This window comes from Sphingomonas sp. GW821-FHT09B04 (assembly GCF_059418285.1).
The window spans coordinates 13,227-26,241 of the sequence record NZ_JBWKPO010000007.1 but is presented as its reverse complement, the minus strand read 5'-3'; the positions used below and the strand labels follow the sequence as shown (position 1 = coordinate 26,241).

The window sequence follows — 13,015 nt, the reverse complement described above, 5'->3', positions numbered from 1 at the left end:
GCGTGCCGCACGGTTCCGCGAAAGGGGGAACACGAAACCGTACTGAACAGGATATAGTAGGGCTTGACCGTGGCTTCAAGGCCACAATCGCAAATGCGTTGAAGGTGGGTGATCGGGCGCCAAATCCTTCATCTGCGGCGAAGAATCGCGCGAAGGCCGAAACGGCGCGGATATCGTGCGCGGGGCGCCAGAAGGCAAGAAGCTGGTTGAGAACACGCTCCCGCCACCGATCGCGGCGGGAGCGTGGGTAAGTCAGACAGCCGGCGCGGTCTGCGGCACGACATTGCCCTGCTGAAGCTGGCGCGCAAAAATGTCGCGCATCAGGCTCAGCGAGAAGAGGTGGGCGTAGATCAGCGGGAGCATTCCGTTCTGCGCCATCTTGCGCAGCTGGTCACCGCGAAGCTCGTTGAGCTTGGTCTCGTCGACCATACGGAAGCCACGATAGATATAGGGCTGCTCCGCACCATCCGGCTGGATCGCGACTTCGCCATCCATCAGCAAGCCAAGATCGTTGAGTTCCTTGAGGAACGCATTGGTCTTCTGACCTGCGATCTCGAACTCCTCGTTGAACTTGAGGATGTTCTGGACCAGCTCGGTCGGCTTGCCGTCTTCGAACAGGGCGTCGCCCTCGTCGAACGCACCAATCGTGTCGGACGTCGGGTCGAAGCAAAGCGACAGCTCTTCCGATTCCGGACGCAGGCGGGCGAGCAGATAGGGGTAACGGCGGACATAGGCGGGAACGTAAAGATTCTCGCCTTCCTTGATCTTGCCGTCGGCACCGAAGAAGACGTTGACGCCCTCATTCAGGCCCATCAGCCCCAGCGGCACCGAATCGTCGCCAACCGAGAAGACGATCGGCATGTTGCGCTGGACCAGCGGGAACTCCTCCACTGTCAGCGGGATCGCGTGCTGAGTCGCCATGAACGGCGCCGCATCAGCCTGACGAATACGCCAAGTGCCGTGCAGATCGCTCGAGAGCGGCTGCAGATCGTTATAGAAAAGCGGAAGACCCTGTGCTTGCGGCGCGCTCGCCATGAAACTCTCCTGGAAATGAAGCTGCCGCGGTCTATTGGCCCCGGCGCTCCGGTGCAAGGGAAACGAGCTTACCTGGGTTGAACAGGTTTCGCGGGTCGAAGGCGCGCTTGATCGCCGTGAGTGCGTGCATCCGCGCCGGCGAGGACAGCCGCGCCAATTCGTCGCGCTTCATCTGACCGATACCGTGCTCAGCGGAGATGGATCCGCCGGCCGCAACGACAAGATCATGGACGAAGGGGCTGATCACGTCCGAATTGGCCTTCACCCAATCCGCAGCGCTGCCCGCTGGCGCGCGGACATGGAAATGGACGTTGCCGTCGCCGAGATGGCCGAACGCACCCGCGCTCACGCCCGGAAAGCGCGCCTCGACCGCCCTGGCGCCGTCGACCATGAAATCAGGCATGCCCGCCACCGGCACCGAAATGTCGTGTTGCAAGGCCGGGCCGCAGGCGCGCTCCGCCTCAGAGATCGATTCGCGCAGCTTCCAGAACGACTCCGCCTGCGCTTCGCTCGCCGCGATCACGGCATCGGCGACCAGCCCAAGTTCCAGCGCAACTGCCAGCAGTCGTTCGAGCAGGACGGCAGGCGATTCCTGATCGGCACTGGTCGCTACCGCTTCGATCAGCACGTGCCAGGGCTGATCGCCGGTCAACGGCGCGCGGGTACCCGGTATATGCTGCAGCACCGCCGCCAGCGAACGAGCGGGAATGATCTCGAAGCCCTCGACCATGTCGGTCGCAGCTTCCAGCCTCCACAGCAGGTCAAGCGCCGCATGGGGCGAAGCCAGACCTACCCACGCGACAGCGCGCGCGTGCACCGCTGGCACCAACTTGAGGCTCGCCGCGGTCACCACGCCCAGCGTCCCCTCGGCCCCGACCAGCAACTGGTTGAGGTCATAGCCGCGATTGTCTTTCTTGAGCGCGGCCAGCCCCTCATGGACGCTTCCGTCGGGCAGCACCGCCTCAAGCCCCAGCACCAGCCCGCGCATCGTTCCAAAGCGTAACACCTGCGTCCCCCCGGCGTTGGTCGAGACCAGGCCGCCCACCGTCGCGCTGCCCTTGGCCCCAAGCGTCAGTGGAAAGCGTCGGCCCTGTGCAAGCGCCGCGGCGTGGAGATCGGCGAGAATCAGCCCTGCCTCCACCTCGGCCAGGTTTGCGGCCGCATCGATCCGTCGCACGCGGTTCATCCGCCGCAGCGAGAGAATCAGCGCCGATCCATCCGCGGGCGGGGTCGCGCCGCCAACCATCGAGGTGTTGCCCCCTTGAGGCACCAGCGCAACGCCGTGCTGCGCGGCAAGCGCCACCATCACAGCTGCCGCAGCCGTCGAATCGGGCTGGAAGATCGCCGCTGCTGTGCCCTGATAGCGTCCGCGCCAGTCACAGAGCCACGGCGCGATAGCCTGCGAATCGGTCAGTACCGCCTTTGGCCCGAACCGCGCCGTCACCGCATCGATCACATTCTGCTGCGCCATGCTGCGCCGCTACCATCGAGGGCCTCCGCCCGCAATTCATCCACTGTTCAAGCGCGTCCGCTATAGGGCATGGTGAAATGGTGTATCTGCTGCTTGCCGCCACGACTGCGCTGCTGTTGCCTCCAGCTCCTCCGGGAGATGGACGCAAACCGGCACCTGTCGTCATCGGCCCGTCACGGATCGCACAGGTGCGGATTCAGCAGCATGTCGTGATTCGCGTGCCGCGTCCCGACACCGTCCGCCGCGTCTCCGCCCCCGCCGCGCCGCTTCCCCCGATCGCTTGGGTCGAGAAGGATTCGGACAAATGCGTCAAGATCCAGAACCTGGCCGGCGCGACGATCACGCGCCCGGACAGCGTCGATCTGTTCCTGTCGGGCGGCAAGCGTGTACGCGCGCGGCTGGGTAATGAATGTCCCGCGCTCGATTTCTACACCGGCTTCTACGTCAAGCCGACCAAGGACGGGATGGTCTGCGCGAAGCGCGACGTATTCCGTTCGCGATCGGGCGGCGAATGCCGGATCAAGGCGTTCCGGACACTGGTTCCGCAGCGCTAATTCGTCTTTACCTTGACTTTGTGGCGCATTTCCTCAATGCGCCCGGCTGTTTAATGCGGGCTTTTGCCCCTTCTTTCCGGACATCTGGATGAGCTTCGCCGATCTCGGCCTCTCTGACGAATTGCTTAAGGCCGTCACAGAGGCCGGCTATACCGACCCCACCCCGATCCAGCGCCAGGCAATCCCTTCGGTGCTGATGATGCGCGACCTGATCGGCATCGCCCAGACGGGCACGGGCAAGACCGCCTCGTTCGTGCTGCCGATGATCGACATCCTCGCGCATGGCCGCAGCCGCGCGAGGATGCCGCGCAGCCTGATCCTCGAGCCGACACGCGAGCTTGCCGCGCAGGTCGCCGAGAATTTCGAGAAATACGGCACCCACCACAAGCTCAGCATGGCGCTGCTCATCGGCGGCGTCCAAATGGGTGACCAGGTCAAGGCGTTGGAAAAGGGCGTCGACGTCCTCATCGCCACGCCCGGCCGCCTGATGGACCTGTTCGAGCGCGGTAAGATCCTGCTCACCGGCTGCAACCTGCTTGTGATCGATGAAGCCGACCGGATGCTCGACATGGGGTTCATCCCCGATATCGAGAATATCTGCACCAAGCTGCCGGCCAATCGCCAGACGCTGCTGTTCTCGGCGACGATGCCGCCGCCGATCAAGAAGCTGGCCGACAAGTTCCTGTCGAATCCCAAAACGATCGAGGTGGCACGCCCCGCCTCGACCAACACCAACATCACCCAGCGGCTCGTGCCGGTGCCGAACAGCGCCTTTGGCAAGCGCGAGGCGCTTCGCAAGTTGCTGGAGCGGGAAGATGTTCGCACCGCGATCATCTTCTGCAACCGCAAGACGACGGTGCGCGAACTCAACAAGAGCCTGCAGAAGCACGGTTATCGTTCGGCGGAGATCCATGGCGACATGGATCAGTCGTCGCGCATCGCCGAGCTTGACCGGTTCAAGGCTGGCGACGTCAACATTCTGGTGGCGTCTGACGTCGCGGCACGCGGCCTCGACATCAAGGGCGTGAGCCACGTCTTCAACTTCGATGCCCCCTGGCATCCCGACGACTACGTCCACCGCATTGGCCGCACGGGCCGCGCGGGCGCTACCGGCACCGCCTACACGCTCGTGTCGAGCGCGGACGCCGAGGCGATCGAGAATATCGAGAAGCTTCAGGGCACGAAGATCGAGCGAATCGGCGAACTGCCCGCCGAGGAACCGAAGGAAGAGAAGAAGGGCCGCAGCAAGAAGGCCGACAAGCCCAAATCGGACAAGAAGCCCGAAGACAAGCCACGCAAGGAAGAGCCGCGCGAGCCCCGGGAAGCTCAGAAGGAAGAGCGCCGCCCCGAACCGCGAGAAACCCGGAAGGAAGAGCGTCGCCCCGAGCGTCCTGAATCGCGCGATGCGCGCAAGGATGATCGTCCGCGCCGTGATCGCGACCGCCGCCGTGACGAGCGCGACGATGGTCCCGATGATGGCTGGAACGGCCCCGTTCCCGAATTCCTCAACTTCACCATTCCCGCGTGACCGCAACTGAAGGCGAGGATGATTTCCTCGACTTCACACCCCTGCCCGCGGTCGAAAGCCCGTGCATCAACATCTGCCGCATGACGGATGGTCTGTGCGAGGGCTGCGGGCGCACGCTGGGCGAGATCGCCGAATGGTCAAGCGCGACCGACGACCGGCGAAGGGAAATCCTGTCGCGCATTGCCTCGATGGGGCTCTGAGCGCTCTCCGCTGAACCGCGTCAGGCGAGAGGCGCAGCCTTGGCCGGCCGGATCGCGCGGTAGATCGAAACCGAGCCGGTCGCGGTCGCGAACAGGTCGGTTTCCTCGACATCCGCGAACCCGGCCTCACGCATCAGCACCGGCAGCACGCCGTCGGCATTCGGCTGGGTATCCCTGAACCCGTCGACGATCTGGACCAGCCGGAACAGCGCGCGCATCGCCGCAGTCCGCTGTAATCCATAGTCCGCGATCAGCAGCGTCCCGCCCGGCGCTAGCGCATCGTACATCGCCGCCAGCCCTGCACGCTTCTCGGCCAGCGGAATCTGATGGAATACCAGGCTGCAGCTGATTTTTGCAGCCACTCTGCCTTCGAGCAATCCGGCGATATCACGCAGAAAGCCTTGCTGCAGATTTGCCGCAACACTCGCCGCCGCCAGCTTGCCGCGCGCACGCCGCAGGATGCGGACATCGGGGTCCAGCCCGAACAATTCGGCGCCGGGAGCATGGACCCCGACTTCCGCAAGGAAAGTTCCGGTCCCGCAGCCTGCATCGACGATCAGCTCGCCCGCGCGCGGTGCCAGCCGCTCGAGTAACGCCGATCGCCACGCCCGATCCCGGCTAAGCAGTCGGACGACCGGGTCATAGAGGCCAAGCAGCGGAAAAGCAGGCGTGAAGCCAGCCTGTGCGGCGGCATCGTGCAGATAGCGGTCGGGAGCCATGGATTGCATGCCGTAAATTTGCGAGCTATCGCTCACATTGTCTACTCGCATTGGCGCGCTGAGCGGCGATGGCACGCGCAATTTCGATGAACCCGCGGAAATCGGCATCGCAGGCCCGGTCGCAGGTGACAGTCGAGGCGCTGCTCGGTGCCACTGCTCGCATTCTGTTACGCGAGGGGTACGACCGTGCCAGCACCAACCGGATCGCCGCGGTCGCCGGAGTCAGCATTGGCTCGCTCTACTAGTATTTCCCGAACAAGGAGTCGCTCGTCGCGGCGCTGGTGGCGCGCCACAACCGCCAGATTCTGGCGCTGCTGAGCGATGCGATGGCGGCGGTAGCGTCGCTCGACCTTGAATCCGCGCTGCGTGAGTTGGTCGGCGCGATGGTCGATGCACACCGCGTCGATCCCGAGCTGCACCGGATCTTCGATGAGCAAGTCCCCCGTCACGGGCAGCTCGCGGAGATCGAAACGATCAAACACGAAACCTGCGCGGTGGTTCGCGCCTATCTCGAATCGCGCCGGAGCGAGATCGGGGTGACTGACCTCGACACCGCGACCTTCATCTGCGTGACCACGGTTGAAACGCTGACCCATGAAATCGTGCTTCGTCCACCAGACTCAGCCAGAATCGAGGCAACCAACTTCGTGAACGAGGTGACCCGCCTGCTCGTCGGCTATCTGCGTCCCATATCCGCTATCACCTGACGAGCGCCCGCCCGGCTACCGCATCGAGTTTTGCCAGCAAGGCTGGGTCGCGCGCGGACGGCGCGGTGATCAATGCGGCGTCGAGGCACGTATCGATCGGCGACGGTTCGCGAATTTCGGGTAGGCCACGTAGCAGTGCCGTCACCATCGCACGCGCCTTGGCGGCATTGCTCGAAAGTTGTGCGATGATCTGCGCGACATCCACCCCGGCCTCTTCCTCCCGCCAGCAGTCATAGTCGGTGACCATGCCCACCAACGCATAGGGCAGCTCGGCCTCGCGCGCGAGCTTGGCCTCGGGCATCGCGGTCATGCCGATGATGTCGCAGCCCCAGCTGCGGTAGAGATGGCTTTCGGCGCGGGTCGAGAATTGTGGCCCCTCCATCGCAAGGTAGGTACCGCCTTCGTGCACCTGCGCGCCTGCTGACCGCGCCGCTTCCGTGGCGAGACGTGAAAGCCGCGGACACACCGGGTCCGCCATCGAGATATGCGCGACCATGCCGCTGCCATAGAAGCTCGACGGGCGGCCCTTGGTGCGGTCGATGAACTGATCGGCAACAGTGAACGTCCCCGGCGCACGCTCCTCGGTCAGCCCGCCAACCGAGGAGACAGCGAGAATATCGGTAGCGCCCAGTCGCTTCAGGCAATCCACATTGGCGCGGCTGTTGAGTTCCGACGGCGAAATCCGGTGCCCACGCCCGTGCCGCGGCAGGAACGAGACGCGGGTATGGCCCATCCGCCCGGTGAAGATCGCGTCCGAAGGCTCACCCCAGGGCGAGACTACATTCACCCATTCGCCGCCCTCGACCCCCTCGACCTCGTAAAGCCCAGAACCGCCAATGATCCCGATATGCCAGTCGCTCACTGCACCCCCTTCGCACTCACCCGCGGACGAGCGTAGGCGAAGTAGATGACAACCCCGAGCGCGTTCCAGCCGAGGAACCAAAGCTGTGTCTTCATCGGCAGGCTGAAGAACAGATAGATGCAACCGAGTACTGCGCCTCCGCCCACCAGCCACCAGAGCGGCGTGCGGAACGTGCGCGGTGCATCGGGCGCGCGACGGCGCAACACCATCATGCATACGGCGACTGCAGTGAAGGCGGCGAGCGTCCCGGCATTGGCCAGCGCCGCGATCTCGTCAATCGGCAAGAGACCCGCAATCACCGCAACGATCGCCGCGGTGAACAGGGTGATGCGCACCGGCGAACCGCGGCTCGATACCTTGGCAAGGGCAATCGGCAACATCCCGTCGCGCGCCATGGTGAAGAAGATGCGGCTTTGACCGAATAGGAAACCGAGTAGCACCGTAGGCAGCGCGATCACCGCGGAGACGGCGAGGAAGGTCGCGAAACCGGGACGCCCGAGATCGCGGAGAATCAGCGCGAGTGGCTCCGGGCTGTTGGCGAAGTGGGTGAACGGCGTCGCGCCGACCGCCGCGACCGCGACGAGCATATAGATGGCGATGCACGCAATCATCGACCCGACAATACCGATGGCGAGATCACGGCCCGGATTCTTGGTCTCCTCCGCCGCTGTCGAGATCGCATCGAAGCCGTAGAAGGCGAAGAAGATGATCGCCGCCGCCGCCATCACCCCGCGCTCGACGCCGTCGGGCGACATCGTCTTGGCGAAGCCGAACGGTGCGAACGGCTCAAGGTTGACGCCGTTGAAATAGGGCAGCGCCACCGCGACAAACACGGCGAGCGCGATGATCTTGACCACCACCAGCGCGGCGTTGAGCGTCGCGCTCTCTTTGGAGCCGAGGCACAGCAGCCCCGCAACCACCGCGATGATGAAAATCGCGGGCAAATTGACGATCCCGTTTGCGTGCGGTCCAGCCATCAATTCCAACGGCATGCCCGTCCAGGCATGGAGCAACGGCGCCGCATAACCGGACCAGCCGACTGCGACCGTGCTGACCACCAGCGAATATTCGAGAATCAGCGACCACCCGACCACCCAGGCTATGATCTCCCCCAGCACGGCGTAGCTATAGGTATAGGCGCTGCCCGATGCGGGCATCATCGTCGCCATTTCGGCATAAGCGAGCGCGGCGCAGGCGCAGATTGCGCCAGCGATGACGAATGACAGAATCACGGCGGGGCCGGCCTTGCCCGCACCGACGCCGATCAGCGTCAGGATGCCAGTGCCGACGATCGCGCCGACACCCAGCGCAACAAGGTGTGGCCAGCTCAATGTGGCGGCAAGGCGATGCTCGGGCGCATGGTCGGCGGCCCCCTTCACCGTCTTCGTCCGAAACAGTCCGCCAGCCATAGGAACCCCCTTTGTTGCAGCTGAGACTGGTGCGCCGCAGTCCGCGCGCCGTCAACGGTTCATGCGACAGACAGCGAGCCGGGCGCAGGGTCGTTACGCTCTCGCCATTCGGAGGATTGATCGATGGACCGCCGCCTCTTCCTGTCCTTCGTCGGCATCGGCGCAGCAACGCCCGCACTCGGCCAGTCGCGCGCGGCCGAAGCCGTCAACCCGCAGATCGACTATCCGGGCTTCCAGCGGCTGACCGGTGATGTCGGCGCGCTGCGCAATGAGCGGTTGCTGCCCTTCGCACAGTTCAAGAAACAGGCTGCCTCGACCGGTACATTGCTGCTCGACGCGCGTTCGGAAAGCGCGTTCCGCGAGGGGCATATCAAGGGCGCGGTCAACCTGCCCTTCCCCGATTTCAACGCGGAGTCGCTGGAAGAGACGGTCGGACCGAACGTCCACCGCCGCATCCTGATCTACTGCAACAACAATTTCTCAAACCGCACACGTCCCGTGCCGATGAAGGCGCGCCCGCTGGCGCTCAACATCCAGACGTTCATCAACCTGGTCGGCTATGGCTATCGCAATGTGTGGGAACTGGCCGATGTGATCGACTTCAACGATCCCAAGGTGGAGTGGGTGCGCGCGTAGGGGGATCGTTGGACAACGATTTCCCCTTTCCGTCACCCCGGCCTTGTGCCGGGGTCCACGGCGCCACACTGGCGACCTTCAACCCTCTTGCCCGACGCCTGCCTCCAGGTGGCCCCCGGCACAAGGCCGGGGTGACGTGATGAGGTTGCGGTGATGTCGGGGTGCAAGAGAACCCTGACGCACTCCGTCCCTTATTTTGCCGCGAAGCGGATCGCCTGTCCACCGCCCGGGGCCAGCGCCAGCATCAGCCTGTCCCCGCGCTTCACCTTCTTCGTCTCGATCACGTATTTGTGCCGCGTATCGCTGTCGTACCGCGTGTCGGGCGCGTCGCGATAGATTTGCGCGGTGTAGGTCTTGCCCGGATCGAGGAAATCGAGCGTCACCTCCAGATTGCGCGCCTGCTCGTCGCCGACCGAACCCAGATACCAGTCGGCGCTGTTGCGGTCCTTGCGCGCGATCGTCACATAATCGCCGACCTCGCCGTTGAGGATGCGCGTGTCCGCCCAGTCGACCGGCACGTCCTTGATGAACTGGAACGCGTCCATCAGCCTGGCGTAAGTCTCCGGCTCGTCGGCGGCCATCTGCACCGGTGAGTAGATCACGACATATTGCGCGAGCTGCTTGGCGATGGTCGAGGGGATGTCGCTGTCCTTCTCGCCCTTGAGGCTCAAGATGCCCGGCGTGAAGTCCATCGGCCCCGACAGCATCCGGGTGAAGACAAGATTGGCTTCGTGCTCGGGCGGGTTCTTGCCCTGCCAGGCCATATATTCCTGCCCCCGCGCACCTTCGCGGGCGAGCCAGTTGGGGTAGGTGCGGCGCAGGCCGGTGTCCTTGATCGGCTCGTGCGGATCAACGCTGATCTTGTACTTGGCCGCGGCGAGCACGACACGCAGATGATGGTTCGACATCCACTGGCCGTCATGCCATTCGCGATGCTCCGACCCGTCGGGATCGACCCGGCCGATCTGGCCGGCGTCGGCGACATAGCCGGTCTTCACCACCTTTTGCCCATGCGCGGCTGACCAGGCGAACGCCGTGTCGAGCTGCTTGTCATAGTGGCTGGCCGAGCCGCCGGTCTCGTGATGGCCGACCAGCGCGGTGCCCTTGGACTTGGCATAGGCAGCCAGACCCGCGGCGTCGAAACCCTCGGTCGGGCCGGAGAAGTTCATGTCGGTGCCGTTGCCGAACCAGTCGCCGTCCCAGCCGACATTCCACCCCTCGACCAGCACGCCGGGGATGCCGTTCGCGCCGGCGAAATCGATATAGCGTTTCACATTCTGCGTCGTGGCGCCGTGCTGCGGCCCGCGCGCCCAGCTCCACTTGCCCTTGATCATGTTCCACCACACGCCGACGAACTTGCCGGGCTTGACCCAGCTGACGTCGCCGAGCTTGTTCGGCTCATTGAGGTTCAGCGTCATGCGGCTGCCGGTGTAGAGGCCCGCCGCATCGTCGGCGATCACCATGGTGCGCCAGGGCGTGGTGAACGGCCCCTGCTTGACCACCTTGGCCGGACCCGCACCGGGCGAGAGCTGCGCCTTGAAGCGCGTGCCGGTCACGCGGCGCAGCCACATGCTGGAATAGTCGACCAGCGCCGCTTCGTGGAAGGCGATATGCGTGCCGTCCTGCAGCTTCACCGTGATTGGCGTGTGCGCCTGACCGACTTCGGAAATCGGCGTGCGGTTGTAGAGATACTCGTAGCGGTTCCACTCGCCCGCCGGGATCCACCAAGCGGTGCCATTGCCCGCCAGCCCGAACTCGGTCAGCTCGTCCGCGATATTGGCGTGCTTCAAATTGGGCTGATCGGGGAATTCGTAGCGAAAGCCGACCCCTTCGTCGAAGATGCGGAACACTACGTCCATGACGCGGGCCAGCGCGGTCGTTTCCTTGAGGCGCACGCGGAATTCGGTGTGACGGTCGCGGATGCTCTTCCACTCGCCCCAGGGCTGTTCCCACGTCGAGTCCGCCGAGGTCGTCGCCTGACTCTCGATCGCGAAGCGGCGTTCGAGCTTGGGCGCGTCGGTGAGCAGGAAACCGAGCCGCGAGGGTTCGATCAGGACCTTGCCGTTGCGCGCGACGGCATAGTGCGGGCGACCGTCGCCATCGACGGTCACGGTGACGCGGAGCTTGCCGTCGGGCGAGATCGCCGTCGCGCCGCCTTCTTTCAGGGCCGTGTTCTGAACCACGCCCTGCGCCAGCGCCGGCATCGCCATCATCGAAGTCAACGCTGTCAGCGCGATCAATCTGCCCATCTCACTCTCCTGTTACGCGGCCATCTTCTCAGGCGATTTGTTCGAGCACCAGCCCGCTATAGGCGGGCAGCGATCCCGGTGCAGCGCCATTGACCGCCGCGAGCACCCGGAACCGATCCGGCTGTGCTGGATGCCATGCCAGCAGCGTCTTGCCCAGATTGAACGCGCAGGTCAGCGCCTGCCCGTCCGCGGTGCGGGTGAAGACGAGCAGTGCCTCGCCCGCTTCCAGCACCTCCATCGCGCCGACACGCAGTGCCGGATTGGCGGCGCGCAAGGCGATCAGCCCGCGCGTCTGGTTGAGCAGCGAGCCGTTCTGCGTGGTTTGCCTGTCCACCGCCAGCGCGGCGTGATCGGGACCGAGCGGTAGCCACGGCTTGCCCGGGGTGAAACCGAGATTCTCGTCATCCGCACGCCACGGCATCGGAGTTCGCACGCCATCGCGGCTCAAGGTCAGCGGCCAGTTGGCGATCGCCTCGGGATCCTGAAGCTGGTCATAGGCGATCTCGACCTGGGTCAGACCCAGTTCCTCCCCCTGGAACAGGATGGCGTTTCCGCGCAGACACATCAGCAGCAGCATCTTCATCGCGGCAAAGGCGTCGCGATGCGCTCCATCCGCCCAGCGCGAGAGCGCACGCGGCGCGTCGTGATTCTCGAACGCCCAGCTTGGCCAGCCCGTGCCCGGCGCATCGGGCCAGGTCGCGACCGCCTTCTTCACCAGTGTGGGGGTCAGCTTGTCCGCATAAAGGAAGTCGAAGCTGTAGGCGCTGTTGAGCCGCGCCTGCCCTTCCGTAAACGCATGCATCTCGGCCTCGGGCGTCGGCCCGCCGACCTCGGCCACGGTGAAGCGGCCGCCATAGCTGTCGGTCAGCTCGCGATGCCGCTCGAGGAAGCGGACGATATCGGGGTGGCTCTGATTGTAGAGATGCTGCTGAAAATCGAACGGACGCGTACGCGGTGCACCCGTGTCGGGCGCGGGCGGATTGTCGCGAAATTCGGGATCGTGCATCGCGAAGTTGATCGCATCGACGCGGAAGCCGTCGACACCACGGTCGAGCCAGAATTTCGCTGCCGCCAGCGCCGCGTCCTGCACCTGCGGGTTATGCAGGTTGAGGTCGGGCTGCTCGCTCAGGAAATTATGCAGATAATATTGGCCACGGCGCGCATCCCAGGTCCAGGCCGGGCCGCCGAACACCGACTGCCAGTTGGTCGGCGGCGAACCATCGGCCTTGGCATCGGCCCAGACATACCAGTCAGCCTTGGGATTGTCGCGGCTCACACGGCTTTCCTGGAACCAGGCGTGCTGATCCGAGGTGTGCGAATAGACCTGATCGATAATGACCTTGAGGCCAAGCACGTGCGCTCTTTCAATCACAACATCGAAATCGGCGAGCGTGCCGAACACCGGATCGACCCCGCAATAATCGGCGATGTCATAGCCGAAATCACGCATCGGCGAGGTGAAGAAGGGCGAGAGCCAGATCGCATCGGCACCGAGCGACGCGACGTGATCGAGATGCGCGGCAACGCCGGGCAGGTCGCCGATCCCGTCGCCGTTCGAGTCGGCGAAGCTACGGGGGTAGATCTGATAGATCACCGCGCCGCGCCACCAGTCGCGGTTCGGCTGAGTCCCCGTCATGCGCGACGG

General features: G+C 64.5%; 13 protein-coding genes. 6 read left to right on the top strand and 7 right to left on the bottom strand.

Annotated features, from left to right (window positions below):
• Nucleotides 1–252 precede the first annotated feature (252 nt).
• Both AC07NK_RS19425 and AC07NK_RS19420 read right to left on the bottom strand, forming a co-directional pair.
• Complete coding sequence (locus tag AC07NK_RS19425; protein WP_495172276.1) at nucleotides 253–1,035, bottom strand: SapC family protein; 783 nt, start codon at nucleotides 1,033–1,035, stop codon at nucleotides 253–255.
• 31 nt (nucleotides 1,036–1,066) lie between these two features.
• Nucleotides 1,067–2,506: an FAD-binding oxidoreductase gene (locus AC07NK_RS19420; RefSeq protein ID WP_495172275.1), complete on the bottom strand. Its 1,440-nt coding sequence runs from the start codon at nucleotides 2,504–2,506 to the stop codon at nucleotides 1,067–1,069.
• Nucleotides 2,507–2,583: 77 nt separating this feature from the next.
• Here AC07NK_RS19420 and AC07NK_RS19415 point away from each other — a divergent pair, with 77 nt between their 5' ends.
• The 3 genes from AC07NK_RS19415 to AC07NK_RS19405 all read left to right on the top strand — a co-directional run bounded on the left by AC07NK_RS19415 (nucleotide 2,584) and on the right by AC07NK_RS19405 (nucleotide 4,788).
• Nucleotides 2,584–3,060, top strand: coding sequence for a hypothetical protein (locus tag AC07NK_RS19415; protein ID WP_495172274.1), 477 nt, complete (start codon nucleotides 2,584–2,586; stop codon nucleotides 3,058–3,060).
• An 88-nt stretch (nucleotides 3,061–3,148) separates the two neighbouring features.
• Nucleotides 3,149–4,588 carry a DEAD/DEAH box helicase gene (locus AC07NK_RS19410; RefSeq protein ID WP_495172273.1) on the top strand — a complete coding sequence of 480 codons (1,440 nt, stop codon included), beginning with the start codon at nucleotides 3,149–3,151 and terminating at the stop codon, nucleotides 4,586–4,588.
• Complete coding sequence (locus AC07NK_RS19405) at nucleotides 4,585–4,788, top strand: DUF1289 domain-containing protein (RefSeq protein WP_495172272.1); 204 nt, start codon at nucleotides 4,585–4,587, stop codon at nucleotides 4,786–4,788. Before AC07NK_RS19410 ends, AC07NK_RS19405 begins: the two co-directional genes overlap by 4 nt.
• Before the next feature lie 20 nt (nucleotides 4,789–4,808).
• Here AC07NK_RS19405 and AC07NK_RS19400 read toward each other — a convergent pair whose 3' ends face one another.
• Nucleotides 4,809–5,516 carry a class I SAM-dependent methyltransferase gene (locus tag AC07NK_RS19400; RefSeq protein WP_495172271.1) on the bottom strand — a complete coding sequence of 236 codons (708 nt, stop codon included), beginning with the start codon at nucleotides 5,514–5,516 and terminating at the stop codon, nucleotides 4,809–4,811.
• A gap of 59 nt (nucleotides 5,517–5,575) precedes the next feature.
• Here AC07NK_RS19400 and AC07NK_RS19395 point away from each other — a divergent pair, with 59 nt between their 5' ends.
• Both AC07NK_RS19395 and AC07NK_RS19390 read left to right on the top strand, forming a co-directional pair.
• Nucleotides 5,576–5,752: a TetR family transcriptional regulator gene (locus AC07NK_RS19395; RefSeq protein WP_495172270.1), complete on the top strand. Its 177-nt coding sequence runs from the start codon at nucleotides 5,576–5,578 to the stop codon at nucleotides 5,750–5,752.
• 36 nt (nucleotides 5,753–5,788) lie between these two features.
• The gene (locus AC07NK_RS19390; protein ID WP_495172269.1) at nucleotides 5,789–6,214 is read left to right on the top strand and encodes a hypothetical protein; all 426 of its coding nucleotides are present in this window, start codon (nucleotides 5,789–5,791) and stop codon (nucleotides 6,212–6,214) included.
• Here the strand turns inward: AC07NK_RS19390 and mtnP are convergent.
• Both mtnP and AC07NK_RS19380 read right to left on the bottom strand, forming a co-directional pair.
• Complete coding sequence (gene mtnP, locus AC07NK_RS19385) at nucleotides 6,207–7,076, bottom strand: S-methyl-5'-thioadenosine phosphorylase (protein WP_495172268.1); 870 nt, start codon at nucleotides 7,074–7,076, stop codon at nucleotides 6,207–6,209. The genes AC07NK_RS19390 and mtnP overlap by 8 nt on opposite strands.
• Nucleotides 7,073–8,485, bottom strand: a complete 1,413-nt coding sequence (locus AC07NK_RS19380; RefSeq protein WP_495172267.1) for an amino acid permease — start codon at nucleotides 8,483–8,485, stop codon at nucleotides 7,073–7,075. The genes mtnP and AC07NK_RS19380 overlap by 4 nt, the downstream gene beginning before the upstream one ends.
• A 123-nt stretch (nucleotides 8,486–8,608) precedes the next feature.
• On the opposite strand from AC07NK_RS19380, the gene AC07NK_RS19375 reads away from it, so the two are divergent.
• Entirely contained in the window at nucleotides 8,609–9,121 is a 513-nt protein-coding gene (locus tag AC07NK_RS19375) for a rhodanese-like domain-containing protein (RefSeq protein WP_495172266.1), read from the top strand.
• A 191-nt stretch (nucleotides 9,122–9,312) separates the two neighbouring features.
• Here AC07NK_RS19375 and AC07NK_RS19370 read toward each other — a convergent pair whose 3' ends face one another.
• Entirely contained in the window at nucleotides 9,313–11,370 is a 2,058-nt protein-coding gene (locus tag AC07NK_RS19370) for a glycoside hydrolase family 97 protein (RefSeq protein ID WP_495172265.1), read from the bottom strand.
• Between the two features lie 28 nt (nucleotides 11,371–11,398).
• A complete protein-coding gene (locus AC07NK_RS19365) occupies nucleotides 11,399–13,006 on the bottom strand; it encodes an alpha-amylase family glycosyl hydrolase (protein ID WP_495172381.1) in 1,608 nt (535 codons plus the stop codon).
• Nucleotides 13,007–13,015: the final 9 nt, after the last annotated feature.

Excerpts from the sequence above, each read along its gene's own strand:
- AC07NK_RS19400 (WP_495172271.1), bottom strand. The coding sequence starts at position 5,516 with ATGCAATCCATGGCTCCCGACCGCTATCTGCACGATGCCGCCGCACAG.
- AC07NK_RS19425 (WP_495172276.1), bottom strand. The coding sequence starts at position 1,035 with ATGGCGAGCGCGCCGCAAGCACAGGGTCTTCCGCTTTTCTATAACGAT.
- AC07NK_RS19420 (WP_495172275.1), bottom strand. The coding sequence starts at position 2,506 with ATGGCGCAGCAGAATGTGATCGATGCGGTGACGGCGCGGTTCGGGCCA.
- AC07NK_RS19415 (WP_495172274.1), top strand. The coding sequence starts at position 2,584 with ATGGTGTATCTGCTGCTTGCCGCCACGACTGCGCTGCTGTTGCCTCCA.
- AC07NK_RS19380 (WP_495172267.1), bottom strand. The coding sequence starts at position 8,485 with ATGGCTGGCGGACTGTTTCGGACGAAGACGGTGAAGGGGGCCGCCGAC.
- AC07NK_RS19375 (WP_495172266.1), top strand. The coding sequence starts at position 8,609 with ATGGACCGCCGCCTCTTCCTGTCCTTCGTCGGCATCGGCGCAGCAACG.
- AC07NK_RS19365 (WP_495172381.1), bottom strand. The coding sequence starts at position 13,006 with ATGACGGGGACTCAGCCGAACCGCGACTGGTGGCGCGGCGCGGTGATC.
- AC07NK_RS19410 (WP_495172273.1), top strand. The coding sequence starts at position 3,149 with ATGAGCTTCGCCGATCTCGGCCTCTCTGACGAATTGCTTAAGGCCGTC.
- AC07NK_RS19395 (WP_495172270.1), top strand. The coding sequence starts at position 5,576 with ATGGCACGCGCAATTTCGATGAACCCGCGGAAATCGGCATCGCAGGCC.
- AC07NK_RS19370 (WP_495172265.1), bottom strand. The coding sequence starts at position 11,370 with ATGGGCAGATTGATCGCGCTGACAGCGTTGACTTCGATGATGGCGATG.